Raw genomic sequence first — 19,052 nt, 5'->3', positions numbered from 1 at the left:
TCTCTCCCTTTTTTACTTCTTAGTCATCCCTTTAAAGGCGAATGCGATGTTTGAGGGGCGTTCGGCGAGCCGTCTCATGAAATAGCCGTACCAGTCATCCCCGTAAGGCAGGTAGACTCTCATGCGGTATCCTTCTTCCACCAAGCTGAGCTGGGTTTGCGAGCGCATGCCGTACAGCATCTGAAACTCAAAACGGTCGTTTGGAATGCCGTGCTCTTTGGCAAGCTGTTTTGTAAACTCGATCATTTTGTCATCATGCGTGGCAACTGCCGTATAATGTCCTTTTAAAAGCTGTTTGCGGATGAGTCTTTTATAATTTTCATCGACGTCGCTTTTTTCAGGATAGGCCACCTTTTCCGATTCTTTATAGGCCCCTTTGACAAGCCGCAGAAACGGATTCAGCGGGCTGAGGTCATCAAGATCCTTCTCCGTTCTGTACAGATAAGCCTGCACCACGGTGCTAACATATTCATACCGGCTCCGGAAGTCTTTAAAGATATCCAGCGTCTTCTGGCATCTCGTTTCATCTTCCATGTCAATCGTCACCATGACTTTATGTTTTTCAGCCGTCTGGAGGATTTTCGTCATATTTTCATAGACGAGATCGAGATCTATATCAAGACCTAAAGACGTCATTTTTAATGACACTTGGGAATTCAGCTGTTCATCAGCGATTAAGGCGATGGTCTGCATGCACTCCTCGGTGCGTTCTTTCGCGACATCACCGCTGTTGACAAATTCCCCCAAATGATCGACAGTAACTGACAGCCCCTGGCTGTTCAAATGTCGGATTGTCGGGATAGAACTGCGGAAATCCATTCCTCCGATGATTTTGCCGGCTGCCACACGGCTTCCCCAGCTTCGCGCCATCTTATTGAGAAAGCTGCTCTTGGATAAAAATAAGAAAAAATCTCTTGTAATCACTTCCAACCTTAACACCCCGCAATCTAAGAAGTATTTGTATGAGTCTATTGTAAATGGACAAAACATCCTCTCACAATATTCTAAAAATACAAAGATTCTGATAAATTTTTGTGGTTTTACCACAATCAGCTTCTTAGATAGCAGGCGGATTATGCCGAAAAAAGGCGGACGGAAATGACGGCAATCGTCAATTTCCGCCTTTTTCCTCCCACGCCTCTTCGACGGTCTGAATCAATAGCCGATTCAGTTCCTCCGTTATGTCAGGTTTCGGCGTTTTGATCGTTTTGACATAGTGCCCGATGCGTTCTATTTCTTCTTCTATAAATGCATGAATGATCGTATTTCTCGGTTCCGGAGCCAGCTCCTGACCGCTTTTTTTCCTTGTAAGCAGTGTATTGATTTCAGAAATGAGCGCTTCATCCGTCAATAAGGCATCGGCCAGTTCGGGAAATGACATCGGCGGTACGGAGCCGAATGTTTCAATCCATCTGCAGGCAAGGAGAGGACGCAGAACGTAAAAATACTTTTTAATCTTCACTTCACTGCCCCGCAGTTCCGTTTTTTCATTCCGTTTTGCCATATTGAGATAATGATAGATGCCGGCTTCAGGCGAAAAGGCGCGGATTTTCAGTTTTCGAAGCTTTTCAGCCGCTGAGAAAGCTTCATAATAGATCATCTCCGAAGAGAGCCATTCCAAAAGAGGCGGATTTGATTTTTTAAAAAGCCTAAGCGCTTTTCTCAGTTCCCAGCCGCTGATGTCAAGCATGTCATGAATCGGCTCTTCTATGACATCCCTATGCGGTTCGATCGAAAAGTACCATTCTTTTTTCGGCACATAGAGAAACCGTACATCGTAGTCGCTGTCGCTTGACGGAAATCCCCATGCGCGGCTCCCTGATTCTACGGCGTAAAGCACCTTGACGCCGTGCTGTTCTTCAATTCGTTTTAATTCTTCGATGATCCTTTGTTCCATCTGTATCCGTCCTTTTCCGTGATCATTCCTGAAAAAAGCCCAAGTACTTGGGCTTTTCGCTGTCGTCAGCCTTTCAGATGCGCTTTCAGAAAGGCCAGCTTTTCCGTATGGAAAGAAGGTATGTATTCATGTCCGAAATACCGGTAAACCTTCAATTCTTTTTCCGTTTCCAGATGATTGTAAGCGGCAAACACCGTCGACGGCGGAGTCACGCGGTCAATCAGCCCGATGGACATGAGCACCGGAACTTTTACGCGGTCCGCCAGATTCATGATATCAAAATAGGCCAGTGTATTCATCGCGGTCTTCTCCGTTTCAGGGCTGCCGTTCTTTCTGAAAAAGGAGTTAATCTCAAGATACGGCTCATCAAGAGCGACATCAATGGCCCGCTCAAAATTGCTTAAATAAGGATAATCGGCCGCAACCGCTCTCGGAATATCAGATAGTGCCGCCGCGGCGATTGAAAGGCCGCCTCCCTGGCTCCCGCCGATGACGGCGATCCTCGTTTCATCCACTTCATCAAAGCCGCTGATGACTTCCAAAGCCCGGACGGCGTCTAAGTACACGCCTCGGTAATAATATGTATCTTTATCTAAAATCCCTTTCGTCATCCAGCCGGGAACGTGTCCGTGCGGTGAGACGCTTGTATCTGTGCTGCTGTGCTGACCGCGGACAAGCATGCCGAACGCGGCATATCCGTGAAGCGCCCAATTTACGATGTCATGTATATCCCCGTCATAGCTCGCGTTATAGCCGTGATATTTCACGATGGCCGGATGCGGTCCTTGCCGGTCGGGAACGGCGTACCATCCCTCAATTTCCGCCTTGCCGAAGCTTCGGTATGTCAGCCGGAATACTTTCACGCCGTCAGCCGGGTAGCTTTCAGCCTTCAATTCAGGCTTTGCCTCTTCCTTTGCAAGCTCATGTAATGATGATGCCCAAAAATCCGAAAAGTCATGAGGAGCGGTTTTATTTGGTTTATAGGTTTGCAGTTGGTCGAGCGGCAAGTCGTATAATTGCATATCCGATTATTCTCCTTTGTTTTATAAGATTTAATTTTCTGACTCTATCTTAACACGATTTTACACTCATTTTCTAAACATTTTTGTGAATTTATCGGCGGACGCATTCACTTTTTAGCAAACGTTTGTTTAAGACTTTCCCGGCTCAGTTCCATAAAGGCCTGGGCTGTCAGACTGACATAGCGGTTCTTTAAAAAGACAAAGACGAGGGTTCGTGATGGCGCGGATTGAATCGATAAATAGATCACACCCGGATCTTTATCCCTTCTGACCATATTCGGCGCCATTGTCACACCTAATCCGTTAGCCACAAGGGATTGGGCGGTTTCAATATGGCTCGTCTTAAAGGCAGCATTCGGCTTAAAGCCGCTTTCCGCACAGAGGTCGAGAACTGTTCTGCGAAAGCCGAAGCCCTCTTTTAACAGAATAAATGGAACCTGCCTGACCATGTCAAGCGGCACGCACGGCTGGCGGCCCTCCTTGCCTTCCAGCGCTTTCTCAATCAGCGCGATCATTTCCGGCGGCATCCATCTTTGCTTTTCCTTCGGCACTGCGAGAACAATCGGTTCCGTGAGCAAGGGTGTAATGGAGAGCCGTTCATCTTCTATCGGCAAGGATAAAACAGAAAGGTCAACCTCTCCCTTTGCCGTCATTTCCTCTAATGAAACAGGATCTTTTTCAACAAGCTGAACCTTCACATGGGGATAGCGCGCCAAAAACTGCTTCAGCAGCGGGGGAAAGAGGTATCTCCCTGTTACAGCAGGAATCCCAATCGAAAGCTTTTGCTCCAGTCCTTGCGAGCGCTCCTGCATCTCCCGGAGCAAGTCATTTCTGGAACGAATGATGTCCTCGGCTTTTTCAATGAAACGCCTGCCGTGAGGTGTCAGTGTAACAGAGCCGCGGGATCTGTGAAAAAGAGTAAGCCCCAGCTCAGCCTCAAGCTTTTTGATTTGCTGGCTGAGAGACGGCTGAGCGATATGAAGATGCTCCGCCGCTTTTGTAAAGCTTTGGTGCCGGGCGATTTCCGCTGCGTATTCCATCACTTTAATATCCATTTCAGCCTCCATAGGTTGAACCTATTGTTTTTATCATTTTTATATCTTGGACGAATCATAACAGAGATTGCTAACATAATCCATATCATCATTTACAAAAAAAGGAGCTGGTTCACATGACAAATGAAACACCATTTTCTAAAAACGCCGAGATGTATCGAGATGAAAAGGTATTTGCCGAGGGGGGAGATTTGGGGTTGATGATCAAAACGGCGGAATGCCGGGCAGAGCATCGGGTGCTGGATATCGGAGCGGGTGCCGGCCATACGGCGCTGGCATTTTCTCCTTATGTACAGGAGTGCATCGGTATTGATGCGACGAAAGAGATGGTAGAGGTTGCGTCCTCCTTCGCGCAAGAAAAAGGAGCTGAAAACGTACGCTTTCAGCAAGGAACGGCAGAGTCACTTCCCTTCCCCGACGATTCATTTGATATCATCACCTGCCGATACGCAGCCCACCATTTTTCAGATGTCCGCAAAGCCGTCAGCGAGGCTGCACGCGTACTGAAACAGGACGGACAATTTCTTTTAGTTGATCATTACGCGCCTGAAGATCCCGTTCTTGATGAGTTTGTCAATCAGTTGAACCGGCTTCGAGACCCTTCCCATGTTCGAGAATGCTCATTATCAGAATGGCAGGCGATGTTCAGCGCCAACCAACTGGCCTATCAAGGCATCCAAAAGTGGAATTTACCGATTCAATATGACAGCTGGATCAAACGGGGCGGAACCTCCGCTGACCGGGAAAAACAAATCATTACCCATTTGAATCACGCATCAGACGAAGCACAAGACACATTCTGTATTACATTGAACCAAAACGGACAGCCCAACTCCTTTTGCTTAAAAGCCATATTGATACAAGGGATAAAACGATAATAAAAGCCGTGCGCTCACAGCGTCACGGCTTTTTTTACATCGGCTGATACAGGTCCCAGCCGATTTTTAACGTTTCTACGATATAATCGGCTATTTCTTCTGGTTCCAGATTATCCGTCGCCACTTTTGAATTATGTTTATCATAGATGCTTTGGCGCTCGTTAAAGAGCTGCTGCATTTCATCCATGGAACGGTTATGCAGAACGGGACGGCTTTCAATCAGCAGGTCAGCCCGCTGCTTCCAATTCTCCCATGATAAATCAAGATGGAGCACGAGACAGTTTTCAAGGCAGCACTGTCTGATTTCCTCTTGTTTAAACGAACCGCCCCCAAGCGACACGATTTTGAATTTCGTATTGCGGCAGATATCTAATATATAATCCTTTTCGGTCTGACGGAAAAAGGCTTCACCTTTTTTCTCAAACATTTCAGGGATGGACATATTGAAATCTTTCTCAATCTGCAGATCAATATCAATGAAGTCTCTGTATAATTTCTTAGCGACCAGCTGGCCGATTGTTGTCTTTCCGACACCCATGAATCCGATCAGTACGATATTTCTTTCTCTTACGGGAATGGCACGTTTTGCGTTCATCTTCGGCGAAATCCTCCTAAGAAATGAAAAAGTTATGTTTATTATATGATAACTCAATATTGAAATATAGAGATAATGCAATGAAAGAAAACCCATCCTTTATAAGAAGAGATGAGTTTTTCTTTCTATCGGAGCCTAATGCGTTCCACCTTTCCGACAATGAAAATATAAGAAAATGCCCCGATAAATGCGACAGCGCCGACAAACAGAATCGCTCCGTTATATGAACCGGTCGCAGAAACGATAAACCCGATGATAAGCGGGGTGATAATACCGGCCATATTGGCGAAAAAGTTAAACACGCCTCCTGCCAATCCGATTGTTTCGCTTGGCGCCACCTCACTCAGCATCGTCCAGGAAATATTGGACATGCCCTGCGCAAAAGAAGCAATGGATAAGATCGTCAAAACCGCAGGAGCAGAATCCGTAACATTCGCGAGCACGATGGAGCCTGTCAGCAGAAGACCGAGGATGACGGGCGTTTTCCGGGCAACGTTCACCGAGACGCCCCGTTTCATCATTCCGTCAGACCAATATCCGCCGAACAATACGCCGAAAAAGGCGGCGATATACGGAATTGATGCGGCGAAGCCGACTTTTAAGAAAGCCATGTGCTTTGCCTCCGCCAGATAAGTCGGAAACCATGTCAAAAAGAAGAACAGCGTGGAGGCTACGGCGAATTGGCCGATATACAAGCCGACAAGCTTGCGGTATTTAAGAAGCTGGACGAAATCCGGCCACGTGATCCTGCCGGCTGATTCTGACACCTCTGTCAGTCCGCCGCCTTCTCTAATATAATCAAGCTCTTCCCGGTTCACTTTCCGGCACCGATTCGGCTCGTGATACATTTTGAACCAGAAAATGGAGAAAACAAGCCCGAGCACCCCTGAGGAAATAAAGACGGCGCGCCAGTCAAATGCCGTTAACACCCAGAATAAAACCGGTGTGGCGAACGCCAGCCCCACATATTCTCCCGCCGTATAAGCACCCGTCGCAAAGGCGCGTTCCCGCCTTGGAAACCATGTCGTGACAATCCGGTTGTTTGCCGGAAACGCAGGCGATTCAGCCAGCCCGATAATCAGGCGGCAGCCGAATAAAAATCCGAAACTGGCCGCAAAAGCCTGCACTCCGGTGAAAACCGACCAGATCAATAAAGAAACGCCGTACGTCCGTTTTGACCCGAATTTGTCCAAAATGAGCCCGCCGGGAATCTGCATTCCCGTATAAGTCCAGCTGAATGCGGAAAAGACGACGCCCAAAAGCGCGGGGCTTATGTTCAGCGATGTCTGAATGGACGGGGCGGCGATGGATACACTGGCACGGTCTATATAATTAATCGCAGTGATAAAAAACAAAAGAATCAGTATCACATAACGAGCGCGAGTCGGTTTATTGCGGACGGGACTGAAGTCCGTCAGCTCCGTTTCATTTTTCAATGGCTTCTCCCCCCTTACTCGAATGAAATTAATTGTACAACACTTCGGTCAATTATTTAATACTTTGACGCAAAAAAGCGCTAAACAATTTGTGTGCCGCACTGAACTGATGCAGACACACCCCGCTTATAAAAGTGTCTGCCCTTTTCACCTGTTTATCCGTATCGCACCCGGGGAAAAAGTACACATATGATAGACAGTTACGGGAGGATTACCGATGAAACTGAGTTTTTGCACGACAGGATTTAAAAAAAAGCATATTTTCGACATCATTTCTTTCTCGAAGGAGCACTCCTTTGACGGAATCGAACTGTGGTACGGACACGCTAAACAATATATAGAGGAAATCGGCCCGCTCGACAGGCTTGATCAGCAGCTTCAGGAGGAAGGCATCGGGGTGCCTGCCGTCAGTTTGTACACTGACTTCGCCACTCAGGATGAAAAGCAGGCGTTAAAGGATGTTCAAAGGGCATTAAGCGCGGCACGACAGCTGCACAGTCCCTTGATCAGAGTCTTTGCCGGCAATCTTCCTTCGCATCGGACGTCACCGGAAAAGTGGCAACGTGCGGTTGATCAATTTCAGCAGGCGGCACGGCTCGCAGATGACTATGAAGTCGATATCGGGCTTGAGATTCATTACGATACGTACGCGGATACACCGGAGGCGGCGCTGGCATTTTTGGAGGATGTCGGACATCCGCGGGTCCGCACCATTTTTGACGGCTCCAACCTACACGTCAATCACGTTGACCAAATGCCCGCTTTAGAAAAACTGTATCATACCGTCAGCCACATTCATCTGAAAAACTATCACTGGAATTTTGACAACTGGTATCTCAGCAAGCCAACTCCGATTTTTCAAGGAGATCTCGATCAAAAAGCATTTTTAAAAGAGCTGATGAACAGACAATATGACGGTTTTGTTTCTCTTGAGTATTTTGGAGAACATGCCTTTACGCATATAAAGGAATCGCTCCGCGAATATACGTCTGTTTTTTCCCGCTGACTCTTCGATCGAAGGGTCTTTTTTGTATCATATAGAAAAAGGGGGATATCATGATGATCATTTGGATAAATGGGGCTTTCGGTTCCGGAAAAACACAAACAGCGTTTGAACTGCACAGAAGACTGAAACCGTCTTACGTATATGATCCTGAAAAGATGGGGTTTGCGATGCGTTCGATGATACCGCCGGATATCGCTGAAGATGACTTTCAAAGCTACCCTCTGTGGCGGGAATTCAATTACAGCATGCTTTCCTATTTGTCAGATACATATCAGGGCATCATCATTGTGCCCATGACCATTACGAACGATCAATACTTCCATGACATGATCAGCAGGCTGAGACAGGATGGCCGGACCATTCACCACTTTACCCTGCTGGCTTCAAAGGAAACATTGCTGAAACGCCTGCGTACCAGAGCGGAAGGAAAAAACTCCTGGGCCGCAAAACAAATCGACCGCTGCATCAACAGCCTGTCTCATAGCCTCTTCACAGAACATCTCCATACAGACCAAATGTCTATTCAGCAGGTCGCAGAAACGATCGCTGCCCAAGCAAATCTGCCTCTTGAGCCTGATTCGAGAGGCAGCCTTCGAAGATTCACCGACAGATTGATGGTGAAGCTGAATCATATCCGCATCAAATAAAAAAAACGTTTTGAAAACATGTCCCTGACCCATGCAAATGGATCAATAAATAAAAAGTCCCTCTGAAGGGATGTTTTTTCAAATGAAGAAAAAAATTTCAGAAACACAGAAGGGATTTTATGGATAATCATCTAATTATTAACACTGTAATACATTTCATTTGAAAAGGGAGTGTTCGAAATGAAATTCAAAAAAGTGTTAACCGGTTCTGCGCTGTCTCTTGCCTTACTGATGTCTGCCGCTCCTGCCTTTGCCGCATCACCAATAGCATCCGTGGAAAATAGCCCAATCTCAACGAAAGCAGATGCCGGCATTAATGCCATCAAACTCGTTCAAAGCCCTAACGGCAACTTCGCTGCTTCTTTCGTTTTAGATGGAACAAAGTGGATTTTCAAAAGCAAATACTATGACAGCAGCAAAGGGTATTGGGTAGGGATTTATGAAAGTGTAGATAAATAAAAATGAGATAAACAAAAAACCTCCCTTTCAAAAGGGAGGTTTTTTTCATTCTATTTCCACCAATCGTCAAACATTGATGCCGGCACCTGGCGCTTATGCTCCGTACTGAGGTAGCGTTTTTCCAGCGCCTCAATCACTTCGGAAGAAACGTCCTTGCCTTCTAAATAATCATCAATGTCATTGTATGTGATGCCCAGTTCGGTCTCATCAGTCTGCTGCGGTTTTTCATCAAGCAGATCGGCCGTCGGTAATTTCAAATACAGGCGTTCCGGCGCGCCGAGCTCTTCTAATAAACGTCTGCCCTGGCGTTTCGTTAATCCGGTCAGCGGCAGCAGATCAGCTCCGCCGTCACCGTATTTCGTGAAGAAACCGGTCACCGCCTCGGCTGCATGGTCGGTTCCGATGACAAGCAGCCCCTCTTGTCCGCCAATGGCATATTGAGCGATCATTCTCATTCTGGCCTTTACATTTCCTTTGTTAAAGTCAGACAGCTGATCGCCCGTGTCTTTTTTGTACTGATCAGCGAACGCGCTGACAGCGGACTTAATATCAAACGTCCAAGATTTATCAGGCTTAATGAATTTGAGCGCCATTTGGGCGTCATCCTCATCCTGCTGTGTGCCGTGCGGAAGGCGGACGGCGATAAATTCCGCGTTTCCGCCTTCTTCTCTGATGCTTTCAGCCGCCAATTGGGCGAGGCGTCCCGCAAGCGTGGAATCCTGCCCCCCGCTGATGCCGAGCACAAAGCCTTTGGCACCTGTTTTTTTCAAATATTGTTTCAGAAAGTTCACTCTGTCCTCAATTTCTTGTTTCGGATCAATTGAGGGCTTTACATGGAGATCATTCATAATTTGTTTCTGGATGCTCATCCCAATCACTCCTCCTGCATTGTTTCTTTATGATTCATTTCCCGTTCATGCTGAAAATGAATCATGCCACTATGTACGACTCTCTGTTAAATATAGCACAGGTGCGGATTTTAAGTGAATCAAATACACCGGGATCAGCTGATTTCCACCCGCAGCGCCGTGATGCTGTCTCCGTTGCATTTTCCTTTTTCGATCGGACAGGATGAAAACGCGACGAGGAGATCCATTTCCGCACGGAGCCGTACATAATCACCCGCGTCAGAAAGAGGCGTTTCGACTGATAAGTTCCCCTTCTCATCGAGCACCGTGTTCATAAAGATGGCAAATGGGTAATGCATATGCGGCCGCGGCACCCCGAACGGCTCAAGCGCCCCGCTCATATTGTCATAGCACGTATCCTGGAGCTCGTCTTTATGCTTTCCGTATAAAAGCCTGTTCATATCCGGACGGCAGGCGGGAAGCAGCAGGTCATGCTTGCCGACTGTATCCTCAATCAGCGTCAGCATCGGCTTGTATAAATTCGAATAAATATGATCACCCGTTTTTACATGAATGGACTGGTTGGCATCAATCGTCGCGCCCTGATCAAGATGTTCATAAAAGTCCTTGGCATGATACGCCGTGAAGTCAGCCACCTGCTGTCCTTCCACATCGACAACTTTTATAATCTGCCCTTTGTGAACCTTTAGACCAAGCCCTTTTTTCGGCGGTACGATAAATTGCTGTGTCATCAGACTGCTCCTTTTTTTCTTCTATTATGAACTCCGGCCGTTTGTTTCATGTAAAGCAATTTATTGGATGTATATTCCCCTTCTGACGGCTGCAATCTAAGCTTTGATAAAGGGGTTGAACTTCATGAGTAAATCACAGGACCAGCCTAAAGGAAATCTCGCTTGGTGGCAGCTCTCCTTAATCGGCGTCGGCTGCACAATCGGGACGGGCTTTTTTCTCGGGTCCAGCATCGCTATTGTCAAAAGCGGATATTCCGCGCTGATCTCATTTCTTATTGCCGGGCTTGGCACCTATTTTGTCTTTGAGCAGCTCGCCAAGCTTTCGGCTAAACAGCCCGAAAAGGGGTCTTTTTGCGCTTATGCGAGAAAGGCTTTCGGCACTTGGGCCGGTTTCAGCAACGGATGGGTGTACTGGTCGTCCGAGATGCTGATCACGGGAAGCCAGCTGACAGCGATCTCGCTGTTTACGAAGCATTGGTTTCCGAATGTGCCGCTTTGGATTTTCGCCTCCATCTATGCGGTGCTCGGTCTTTTGATTATATTTACGGGGCTGTCCGTTTTTCAAAAAACGGAAAATGTGCTCGCTGTTGTCAAGACGGCGGCGATTTTTATGTTTATCGTCATCGCCATATTGGCGCTGTGCGGTATATTTTCTCATAAACCGGATGTGCAGGTGCCGAACGAATCAAAGGATTTGTTCCCGCACGGAGCGATGGGGTTATGGACGGGACTGATTTATGCGTTTTACGCCTTCGGAGGAATTGAAGTCTTGGGGCTGATGACCGTACACTTGAAAAAACCGGAGGAAGCCTCAAAATCAGGCCGGCTGATGCTTGCCGTACTTGCGGTCATTTACGTCATTTCTCTCGGCCTGGCGCTGCTGTTAGTGCCGCTGGGCAAATTCACCGAACAGGACAGCCCGTTTATTACATCGCTGAAGGGTTTTCATTTAGATATCATTCTTGATATTTTTAACGGGATTTTTATTATTGCGGGATTTTCCACGCTCGTCGCCTCGCTGTTTGCCGTGACGACATTGCTTTGTACAATGGCCGATGACGGGGATGCGCCGAAATGCTTCAGGTTAAAGGAAAACAAAAAAATCTGCTGGCCTGCGCTCGGATTGACGTTTGCCGGACTCATCGTCTCCATCATCCTGTCACTGGTGCTGCCGAAAAACATATATGAACACATGACAACCGCGGCGGGCCTCATGCTTCTTTATACGTGGCTGTTCATTTTGTTCTCGGGCAAGAAACTGCTCGAAACGACAAAGATGGGAACCGCACAGATTGTTATCGCCCTTGTGCTGATTGTCGCGGCCGTCTCCGGGACGCTGTTTGAGAAATCGAGCCGGCCCGGTTTTCTGGTCAGCCTTTGTTTTCTCGCCGTCATTGCGATCGTGACATGGATCGTACAAAAAAAGCAGGGACACAGCCCTGCCGGATCATAGCTTATTTCGTCGGTTTAAACAGTCTTTTCAAATAAGAAAAGGGACACTTTGACACTTGTGTTTCATCATCACGGAGGAAATATTGCTTCCATTCTAAATTGTCTTTTCCTCCGTACCACCCCAATCGGGGATGAAGAGGGGCTTCATCATACGCCTCTAAGCGTTTTCTGATCAGCCGGCTCATGTTTCGTCCGAACGCGGTTGAATCATTTAATCCTTCGAAAATCCATCTCGGCTGAAACGCCAGCATAAAAAACGGGAAGCTTCTGCTTTGTCTCGCTTCATGCGCAGGCGTCGCGCACAGAATAAAATACGACTCGCCGGCAAAGCAGAACTCCCATTTATAATGTTCAGGGTCTTCCGGCATATCTTCCGGCCAGTCATTCGGGTCGCAGCCGCTCAGCCGGTTTAAAAAAGACCAGAACAGCTCTTCATACGCCTCAATGGAATAATGCTCAGCTAAATCCTCAGGCGTATCAAAAATCACAAGCAGCGACGCGTATCTTCCGGTATCCCTTGAGATCTTTCCGTACTCTGACAGCAACATCCCCACTTCCTCCGGGGTTCCCTCTTCGCGGGGATCACCCGCAAAGGATATCCGGAGCTGATCTGTCAAAAATCCCTGACGTCCGGGAATGCACGGAAACGTATCCGCTTTATCGCCTACTTTTTCTGATAGAAGCTCAAAAGCGATTCTCTGCCAATTTGGCAGATCCAATAACTTTTCCTCAAGGCAACTTTTTGTGTACAGCCCGCTTGCCATCGGCCCACCTCCAGTATCGTCATGATACGTTATGACGGAGATAGGCGATGGGTGACTCTTCTATTTATGAGATGAGCATTTGAATCCCCTGCCATCCGAAATAAAACCCGAAAACGATTAAAGACACACCCGCCGCTCCCGTCAGCCAGCGGAGCGCTTTTTCATGAAGGAGATTTCTGAAAGTGCTCGCGGCAACCGCCATGCAGAAATCCCAGATCAAAATGCCGAGAAGAATGCCGGAGCTGTAAATCAAAAGCTGATTTGCATCGAAGGATTCAGCGGTTTTGGCGAGAATGCTCCCGTATATGCCGAGCCAGAATAAAATGCTCAGCGGATTGGAAAGAGAAATAAAAAATCCCGCGCCGAATGTTTTGTAAAAAGCCGGTTTTCCTTTTCCGCTTCTGACATTCATGGCTTCCCTGATATTTTTTAACGTTTCGACTCCCGTATAGGTCAGCACGAAAAAACCGAAGAGCCACAAAAACGTTTTTACAAAAGGAGCGGTCAAAAATTGAGACAGCCCGAAATAGATCAGAATCATATACAGCCCGTCCGCGGCCATGGCGCCAAGACCGAAAATCCATGCATGCCAAAAGCCGTTTTTGATGCCTTTGTCAATTTGCGCCGCATTGACCGGGCCGACAGGTGCTGACAATGACAGCCCGAGAACGATATAGCTTAAAAAGATGTTCATTGGCTTCCCCCTCATTCATGCAACTTGTACAAGTTATTCATGAATGGGCCGTGCTATGATACATTATTTTAATTTCTCAAGCTCGTCTTCCATCATGTCCGTCGCTTTTCCTAAAAAATCGAATATCAGCTGCAGTTCTTCTTCTTTATATTGCCGGCAAAGGCTGATCGTAGACTGGGATAAGGAGCTGAACAATTGTTTCACATTCGCTTTTCCTGCTGTCAGCGGCACGATGATCACCCGCCGTTTATCTTCGGGGTCTTTTTTCCTCATGACATATCCCGCTTTTTCGAGCCGGTCAATGAGCGCCGTTACCGAACCTGTGCTGAGGCCGGTTTTTTTCCCAAGCTCGCCTGCGGTCATCGGGCCTGCTTCATTTAAGATATCAGCTGATTTCAAATCGGTCGGAAACAGACCGAGAGATTGAGCGGCCGCCTGATGAAAAAGGATCGTCCTTGTGGCCATCTTCCGGAATAACTGTATGGCGGTTTCCTCCGTCTCGCTTCTGGTATTTCTTGTTGACAACTGACAGGCCTCCCTATAAAATCAATTTATCTTGACGATCAAGATAATTTTCGGCAAATCTAATATGATCATAGCAAATTTAATGATCAAAAGTAAGTATGGGAGGAAAAAGCATGGAACAAACAGCCGCGAAGGACGCCTCGACGAAGTTTGTCGTCATCGGTCTTTTGCTGGGCATTTTAATGTCGGCTATGGATAATACAATCGTTGCCACTGCGATGGGAAATATCGTGGCGGACCTCGGAAGTTTCGATAAGTTCGCGTGGGTGACGGCATCATACATGGTAGCCGTTATGGCCGGTATGCCGATTTACGGAAAACTGTCCGATATGTACGGACGCAAGCGTTTCTTTTTATTCGGTCTTATTCTTTTCTTAATCGGATCTGCATTATGCGGAATCGCCCAAACAATGGATCAGCTCATTATTTACCGCGTCATTCAGGGAATCGGGGGAGGCGCGCTGATGCCGATCGCCTTCACGATCATTTTTGATTTATTTCCGCCGGAAAAACGCGGAAAAATGTCGGGCATGTTCGGTGCCGTTTTCGGCCTGTCCAGCGTTCTCGGGCCGCTTTTAGGCGCGCTCATTACCGACTCCATCAACTGGCACTGGGTGTTTTACATCAACGTGCCGATCGGTATTTTATCATTGTTTTTCATTCTGCGTTATTATAAAGAGTCCCTTGAACACAAGAAACAGAAAATCGACTGGGCCGGCGCAATCACGCTGGTGGTTTCCATTGTCGGTCTGATGTTCGCTCTTGAGCTCGGCGGAAAAACGTATGATTGGAACTCCGTGCAGATCATCGGTCTGTTCGCTGTATTCGCCGTGTTCTTTATCGCCTTTTTTATTGTGGAAAGAAAAGCGGAAGAACCGATTATCTCATTTTGGATGTTTAAAAACCGTTTATTTGCTACGGCACAGATTCTGGCGTTCCTTTACGGAGCCACGTTCGTCATTTTAGCGGTGTTTATCCCGATCTTCGTTCAGGCTGTGTACGGAAGCACCGCGACAAGCGCGGGCTTTATTTTGACGCCGATGATGATCGGTTCTGTTATCGGAAGTATGATCGGCGGAATTTTCCAGACGAAAGTGCGGTTCCGCAATTTAATGCTGATTTCCGTGGTCGCTTTCTTTATCGGAATGCTGCTGCTTTCCAATATGACACCGGATACGGCGCGTACGATGCTGACGGTATTCATGCTGATCTCCGGATTCGGCGTCGGCTTTAACTTCTCACTGCTGCCGGCTGCGTCCATGAACGATCTGGAGCCGCGTTACCGCGGAAGCGCCAACTCAACAAACTCGTTTTTGAGATCATTCGGCATGACGCTCGGTGTGACGATTTTCGGAACCATCCAGACGAATGTGTTTACCAATAAGCTCACAGATTCATTCAGCGGCATGAAAGGAGCGGGCGGCGCGATGCAGAACATCGGAAATCCGCAGGAGATTTTCCAGGCCGGCACGCGCGCTCATATTCCGCCGTACATTCTGGATCGCATTATTGACGCCATGTCGCAAAGCATCACATATGTATTTACGCTTGCGCTGGCGCCGATCGTCATTGCGGCCGTTACCATTTTGTTTATGGGAAAAGCGAGAGTAAAAACCTCTCAGGAAATGGCGAAAAAAGCGAATTAAAAAAAGCAGTACATGGCGTTTGTCATGTACTGCTTTTTTGTTTACTCTGCGAAATGCGGAGCGAGAATATCTTTCAGCACGTTTGCGCTGCGGCTGAATTGAGCCTGTTCTGTTTCATTCAGCTCAAGTTCCGTCACACCTGCGATGCCGTTCCGATTGACGACGGCCGGAACGCCGATAAAGACGTCGTTTACACCGTATTGGCCGTCCAGATATGTGCTGACGGTTAAAATGCTGTTTTCATTACGCAAAATCGCTTTTGTGATGCGGGCGAGGCTCATCGCCACTCCGTAATATGTCGCGCCTTTTTTCTCGATAATATGGTAGGCCGCGTTTTTCACATCGTCCACGATCTGATCCAGCTCGTCCTGTTTGTAAGCTGCATTTTTCTCCAGCAATTGCTGCACCGGCACTCCGCCGATATTGGCGTGACTCCATACAGGAAGCTCGGTATCGCCGTGCTCGCCGATAATGTGGGCGTGTACGTTTTGCGGAGCGGCGCCGAAGTATTCACTCAGCATATAACGGAATCGCGCAGAATCCAGTGTCGTGCCGCTGCCGATGACGCGTTCTTTCGGAAGGCCGCTGAATGCCCATGTCGCATAAGTGAGAATGTCGACCGGGTTTGTGGCAACGAGAAAGATGCCGTCAAATCCGCTTGCCATTACTTCACCGACAATGCTTTTAAAAATGGCGAGATTTTTTTCGACCAGCTCAAGTCTCGTTTCGCCCGGTTTTTGATTGGCCCCTGCACAGATGCACACGATATCGGCATCCTTGCAATCCTCATATGTGCCGTAAGACGTTTTGACCGGATGAGGCGCAAATGCCTTTCCGTGATTTAAATCCATGACATCTCCCATGGCTTTTTCTCTATTTACATCAATGATCACAAGCTCATCTGTGATCCCTTGGTTAATTAACGCAAATGCATAACTGCTTCCAACAAAACCTGCTCCGATTAATGCTACTTTGTTCACTCGTTCGTTCATCATGTATGCTCATCCTCCAGTGTTTCGTGGTGTCTGTTTTTATCTTGTGAAGTATTTCACATTTATATTGTGCAACACTTCACAAACTTTTGCAAGAGAAAAGTTTGATTTTTGGACAAAAAAATACCGGTGATAGTTTCCAGATTGTTGACAACATCCTAAAACGGAACCGTTTTAGGATGTTGTCATCTTTTCAGCGTGATTGATTTCCTAACAGAAGCAAGGGTTTGATGTGATGATGGCCCTATCCATTAATGCGGAAGATAACCATTCAAACCAGAGTTGTTATACAAACCATTCTGCACATAATCAAAGCCGGGATGGTTCTGTCCGGGCACTTGGGCGCTGCCATTGTTAAAAATCACTTTAGCGTTGGCCGTATCCGCATTCGCAGGCAGCGTCAGCGTGTAAATTCCATCTGCATTCTTAGTCATGGCTTTCCCCGGCCACGATCCGGTTAATTCTATGGCCCCGCCTCCATCATGTTTATAGATATAAGCATTTACCTGGCCCCAATGATCCGGATTTTGATAGCCAATGATGTTGGTTTGGGACGGGTCTTTTTTGACAAACGTGTATTCTTGGGTTCTCGATGCACCCTCGCCGTTCGTTCCGGTTAACTTGACGTTGTATGTCGTGCCGATTGGATCTTCTTTCCCGATCGTTAATCGGTCTCCATCCTTAAATGCTGTCTCCTGCCCATTATTGATTTGGTAAACGGCTTTTGTTGTTTTCGCATTTGCACGCAGGGTGACCGTCAGCTGATCATTGAAAGAATGGACTGCCTCTGTTTGGTAATTCTCAAGAAAGACATGAGGCGCATTTCCAATATCATCAGGATAAAGAACAGCCGCGGATCTGGCATTGATCGTACCTGTCAGTTTGCCGTTCGCTACTTGAAATGAACCGGCGCCGGCCCTATTATCATACCTGCCGTCAGGTAATTTCGTTGAAGTATTGATGGTGACAGAAGATGATCCTGCATTTGCCAGCACAACGCCTTTTGAGCCGCGCTGATTCATAAATATTTGATTGTTCCCATTCGGATTTGAGAGTTCCTCAGGCTGCCCGGCCATTTCATTGTGAAATTGATTGACCGCAGTGATCGCCTGATCTTTAAATAAGGCGCTCCCGCGATCTCCTATTTGACTTTTTCCGGGAAATCTTACACCATTTCCTCCGCCCTCAGGCCTGGAAAAGAAAAGAGGCGTGCTTCCTGAGCGCGAACCAATCACTGCCCAGCCTAAACGAATATCGTCATCACTCATCCATGTAGACTCTTCATCATCATTGGCATACGTATCATGTGATTCCACCCATGTGACTAACTTGTCCGCAGACACGTCAGATGCATAATGGGAGATATTCGACACACTCAGATTACGATTCTTTAAAGCGGATCTGATGGAATGCCCATAGTTAGAAGCCGTCACATTCATATAATTCGCATAAGCAGTATCTCTGGACGCGCTGTCTTGCAGGATTTCTCCGTATTGGAACTCCGCCGATGTATTTGTGATATTCGGCCAAAATTGGCTGCCGTAATTCCCATCATCCGGAAGCTCTATATGCTTGGCGGCATCATAGCGGAACCCGTCTGCTCCGTCATTCAATGCTCTTTCCAAGAAACCTTTCAGGTAGGCTTGCACCTCAGTATTCTGAGTATTCCAATCATACAGCCCAAGCAATGCATTTTGAGTGATGTCCCATCGGTCCGACCAATTTTTAATTTGTGTGTTTCCATGGGTCCAGTTTGGAATACGCTTAATCTCATCAGAAATCGCGCCATAATCGCTGGTGGTATGATTGACAACCGCATCGACAATGACTTTTACGCCATACTTTTCCGCGGCTGCACACATGTCCTTAAATTCTTGTTCAGTGCCTAAGTAACGGTTGCCGATTTGGTACGATGTCGGCTGATAGAGCCAGTACCAGTTCGACATGCTTTTATCTCCTTGGTTCCCTTCCTTTACTTGGTTAATCGGAGACGTCTGAATGGCTGCATAACCCGCATCACGAATCTCTTTCATATTTTGTGTTAACGTATTGAATGACCAATTCCATGCATGAAGGATGGTCCCGTTTTTGACCGATGAATCGGTCACCTCATTCGATTTGTTTGCAGTTTCAGCGTTTGCACCCGCCGGGCCTGACAAAACCAAATGAAACAGCAATAAAAATCCGGCGAATAACGGCAGTAAAGAGGTTTTGAATCGTTTTTTAAACATTTTTGACACTCCTTATTTGATTTTTGAAGACTGACTGCGGAGTCAAAAATTCCTCTTACTCTTTCTTCAGCTTCCTCCTTTCAATTGTTGTGAAGACTGGATAATTCTGTTAACGCTTACATTTGAACTTACCACACACTCTCTATCAAAGCA

Annotated in this window: 19 protein-coding genes; 6 read left to right on the top strand and 13 right to left on the bottom strand. The window is 47.1% G+C overall.

Going from position 1 to position 19,052, the window contains the following annotated elements; genetic code table 11:
• Positions 1 to 12 precede the first annotated feature (12 nt).
• The 4 genes from K3G25_RS15370 to K3G25_RS15355 form a co-directional block, all read right to left on the bottom strand.
• Positions 13 to 924 carry a proline dehydrogenase family protein gene (locus K3G25_RS15370; protein WP_087920787.1) on the bottom strand — a complete coding sequence of 304 codons (912 nt, stop codon included), beginning with the start codon at positions 922 to 924 and terminating at the stop codon, positions 13 to 15.
• A 187-nt stretch (positions 925 to 1,111) separates the two neighbouring features.
• Positions 1,112 to 1,897, bottom strand: coding sequence for a nucleotidyltransferase domain-containing protein (locus K3G25_RS15365; protein ID WP_232489383.1), 786 nt, complete (start codon positions 1,895 to 1,897; stop codon positions 1,112 to 1,114).
• A gap of 65 nt (positions 1,898 to 1,962) precedes the next feature.
• Positions 1,963 to 2,919, bottom strand: coding sequence for a cephalosporin C deacetylase (gene cah, locus K3G25_RS15360; RefSeq protein WP_022552557.1), 957 nt, complete (start codon positions 2,917 to 2,919; stop codon positions 1,963 to 1,965).
• Positions 2,920 to 3,026: 107 nt separating this feature from the next.
• Complete coding sequence (locus K3G25_RS15355; RefSeq protein ID WP_022552556.1) at positions 3,027 to 3,974, bottom strand: LysR family transcriptional regulator; 948 nt, start codon at positions 3,972 to 3,974, stop codon at positions 3,027 to 3,029.
• 116 nt (positions 3,975 to 4,090) lie between these two features.
• On the opposite strand from K3G25_RS15355, the gene K3G25_RS15350 reads away from it, so the two are divergent.
• Entirely contained in the window at positions 4,091 to 4,852 is a 762-nt protein-coding gene (locus tag K3G25_RS15350; protein ID WP_022552555.1) for a class I SAM-dependent methyltransferase, read from the top strand.
• 34 nt (positions 4,853 to 4,886) lie between these two features.
• On the opposite strand, the gene K3G25_RS15345 is transcribed toward K3G25_RS15350, so the two are convergent.
• Both K3G25_RS15345 and K3G25_RS15340 read right to left on the bottom strand, forming a co-directional pair.
• Entirely contained in the window at positions 4,887 to 5,447 is a 561-nt protein-coding gene (locus tag K3G25_RS15345; RefSeq protein ID WP_003156609.1) for a shikimate kinase, read from the bottom strand.
• Positions 5,448 to 5,572: 125 nt separating this feature from the next.
• Positions 5,573 to 6,883 carry an MFS transporter gene (locus tag K3G25_RS15340; protein WP_061861827.1) on the bottom strand — a complete coding sequence of 437 codons (1,311 nt, stop codon included), beginning with the start codon at positions 6,881 to 6,883 and terminating at the stop codon, positions 5,573 to 5,575.
• Positions 6,884 to 7,100: 217 nt separating this feature from the next.
• Between K3G25_RS15340 and K3G25_RS15335 the strand changes: the two genes are divergently transcribed.
• The 3 genes from K3G25_RS15335 to K3G25_RS15325 all read left to right on the top strand — a co-directional run bounded on the left by K3G25_RS15335 (position 7,101) and on the right by K3G25_RS15325 (position 8,995).
• Positions 7,101 to 7,889 carry a sugar phosphate isomerase/epimerase family protein gene (locus tag K3G25_RS15335; protein ID WP_017419368.1) on the top strand — a complete coding sequence of 263 codons (789 nt, stop codon included), beginning with the start codon at positions 7,101 to 7,103 and terminating at the stop codon, positions 7,887 to 7,889.
• Between the two features lie 53 nt (positions 7,890 to 7,942).
• A complete protein-coding gene (tmrB, locus tag K3G25_RS15330) occupies positions 7,943 to 8,536 on the top strand; it encodes a tunicamycin resistance ATP-binding TmrB (RefSeq protein WP_061861825.1) in 594 nt (197 codons plus the stop codon).
• A 180-nt stretch (positions 8,537 to 8,716) separates the two neighbouring features.
• Positions 8,717 to 8,995: an antimicrobial peptide LCI gene (locus tag K3G25_RS15325; RefSeq protein WP_232489382.1), complete on the top strand. Its 279-nt coding sequence runs from the start codon at positions 8,717 to 8,719 to the stop codon at positions 8,993 to 8,995.
• A 50-nt stretch (positions 8,996 to 9,045) separates the two neighbouring features.
• Here the strand turns inward: K3G25_RS15325 and nadE are convergent, their stop codons facing one another.
• Together nadE and K3G25_RS15315 are read right to left on the bottom strand one after the other, a co-directional pair.
• Complete coding sequence (gene nadE / locus K3G25_RS15320) at positions 9,046 to 9,864, bottom strand: NAD(+) synthase (protein ID WP_014416856.1); 819 nt, start codon at positions 9,862 to 9,864, stop codon at positions 9,046 to 9,048.
• A gap of 134 nt (positions 9,865 to 9,998) precedes the next feature.
• Positions 9,999 to 10,595, bottom strand: coding sequence for a DUF1989 domain-containing protein (locus K3G25_RS15315; protein ID WP_014416855.1), 597 nt, complete (start codon positions 10,593 to 10,595; stop codon positions 9,999 to 10,001).
• 124 nt (positions 10,596 to 10,719) lie between these two features.
• Between K3G25_RS15315 and K3G25_RS15310 the strand changes: the two genes are divergently transcribed.
• Complete coding sequence (locus K3G25_RS15310) at positions 10,720 to 12,048, top strand: amino acid permease (protein ID WP_014416854.1); 1,329 nt, start codon at positions 10,720 to 10,722, stop codon at positions 12,046 to 12,048.
• A gap of 1 nt (position 12,049) precedes the next feature.
• Here K3G25_RS15310 and K3G25_RS15305 read toward each other — a convergent pair whose 3' ends face one another.
• The 3 genes from K3G25_RS15305 to K3G25_RS15295 all read right to left on the bottom strand — a co-directional run bounded on the left by K3G25_RS15305 (position 12,050) and on the right by K3G25_RS15295 (position 14,030).
• Positions 12,050 to 12,811 (bottom strand): YqcI/YcgG family protein, encoded by a 762-nt coding sequence (locus K3G25_RS15305; protein ID WP_100261586.1) that lies wholly within the window; start codon positions 12,809 to 12,811, stop codon positions 12,050 to 12,052.
• A gap of 64 nt (positions 12,812 to 12,875) precedes the next feature.
• The gene (locus K3G25_RS15300; RefSeq protein WP_007409057.1) at positions 12,876 to 13,505 is read right to left on the bottom strand and encodes a LysE family translocator; all 630 of its coding nucleotides are present in this window, start codon (positions 13,503 to 13,505) and stop codon (positions 12,876 to 12,878) included.
• 63 nt (positions 13,506 to 13,568) lie between these two features.
• Positions 13,569 to 14,030, bottom strand: coding sequence for a MarR family transcriptional regulator (locus K3G25_RS15295; protein WP_032872770.1), 462 nt, complete (start codon positions 14,028 to 14,030; stop codon positions 13,569 to 13,571).
• Between the two features lie 113 nt (positions 14,031 to 14,143).
• Between K3G25_RS15295 and K3G25_RS15290 the strand changes: the two genes are divergently transcribed.
• On the top strand, positions 14,144 to 15,676 hold the full coding sequence (locus K3G25_RS15290; RefSeq protein WP_095273265.1) for an MDR family MFS transporter: 1,533 nt from the start codon (positions 14,144 to 14,146) through the stop codon (positions 15,674 to 15,676).
• A gap of 41 nt (positions 15,677 to 15,717) precedes the next feature.
• On the opposite strand, the gene K3G25_RS15285 is transcribed toward K3G25_RS15290, so the two are convergent.
• Positions 15,718 to 16,671, bottom strand: coding sequence for an L-lactate dehydrogenase (locus tag K3G25_RS15285; RefSeq protein WP_021495277.1), 954 nt, complete (start codon positions 16,669 to 16,671; stop codon positions 15,718 to 15,720).
• Positions 16,672 to 16,919: 248 nt separating this feature from the next.
• Positions 16,920 to 18,899 (bottom strand): alpha-amylase, encoded by a 1,980-nt coding sequence (locus tag K3G25_RS15280; RefSeq protein ID WP_154817988.1) that lies wholly within the window; start codon positions 18,897 to 18,899, stop codon positions 16,920 to 16,922.
• Positions 18,900 to 19,052: the final 153 nt, after the last annotated feature.

Origin of the sequence: Bacillus sp. FCW2 (assembly GCF_021228595.1) — a bacterium.
GTDB lineage: Bacteria > Bacillota > Bacilli > Bacillales > Bacillaceae > Bacillus > Bacillus velezensis.
Note: the sequence above shows the minus strand (reverse complement) of the source record. Positions and strands in the feature narration are given on the sequence as shown.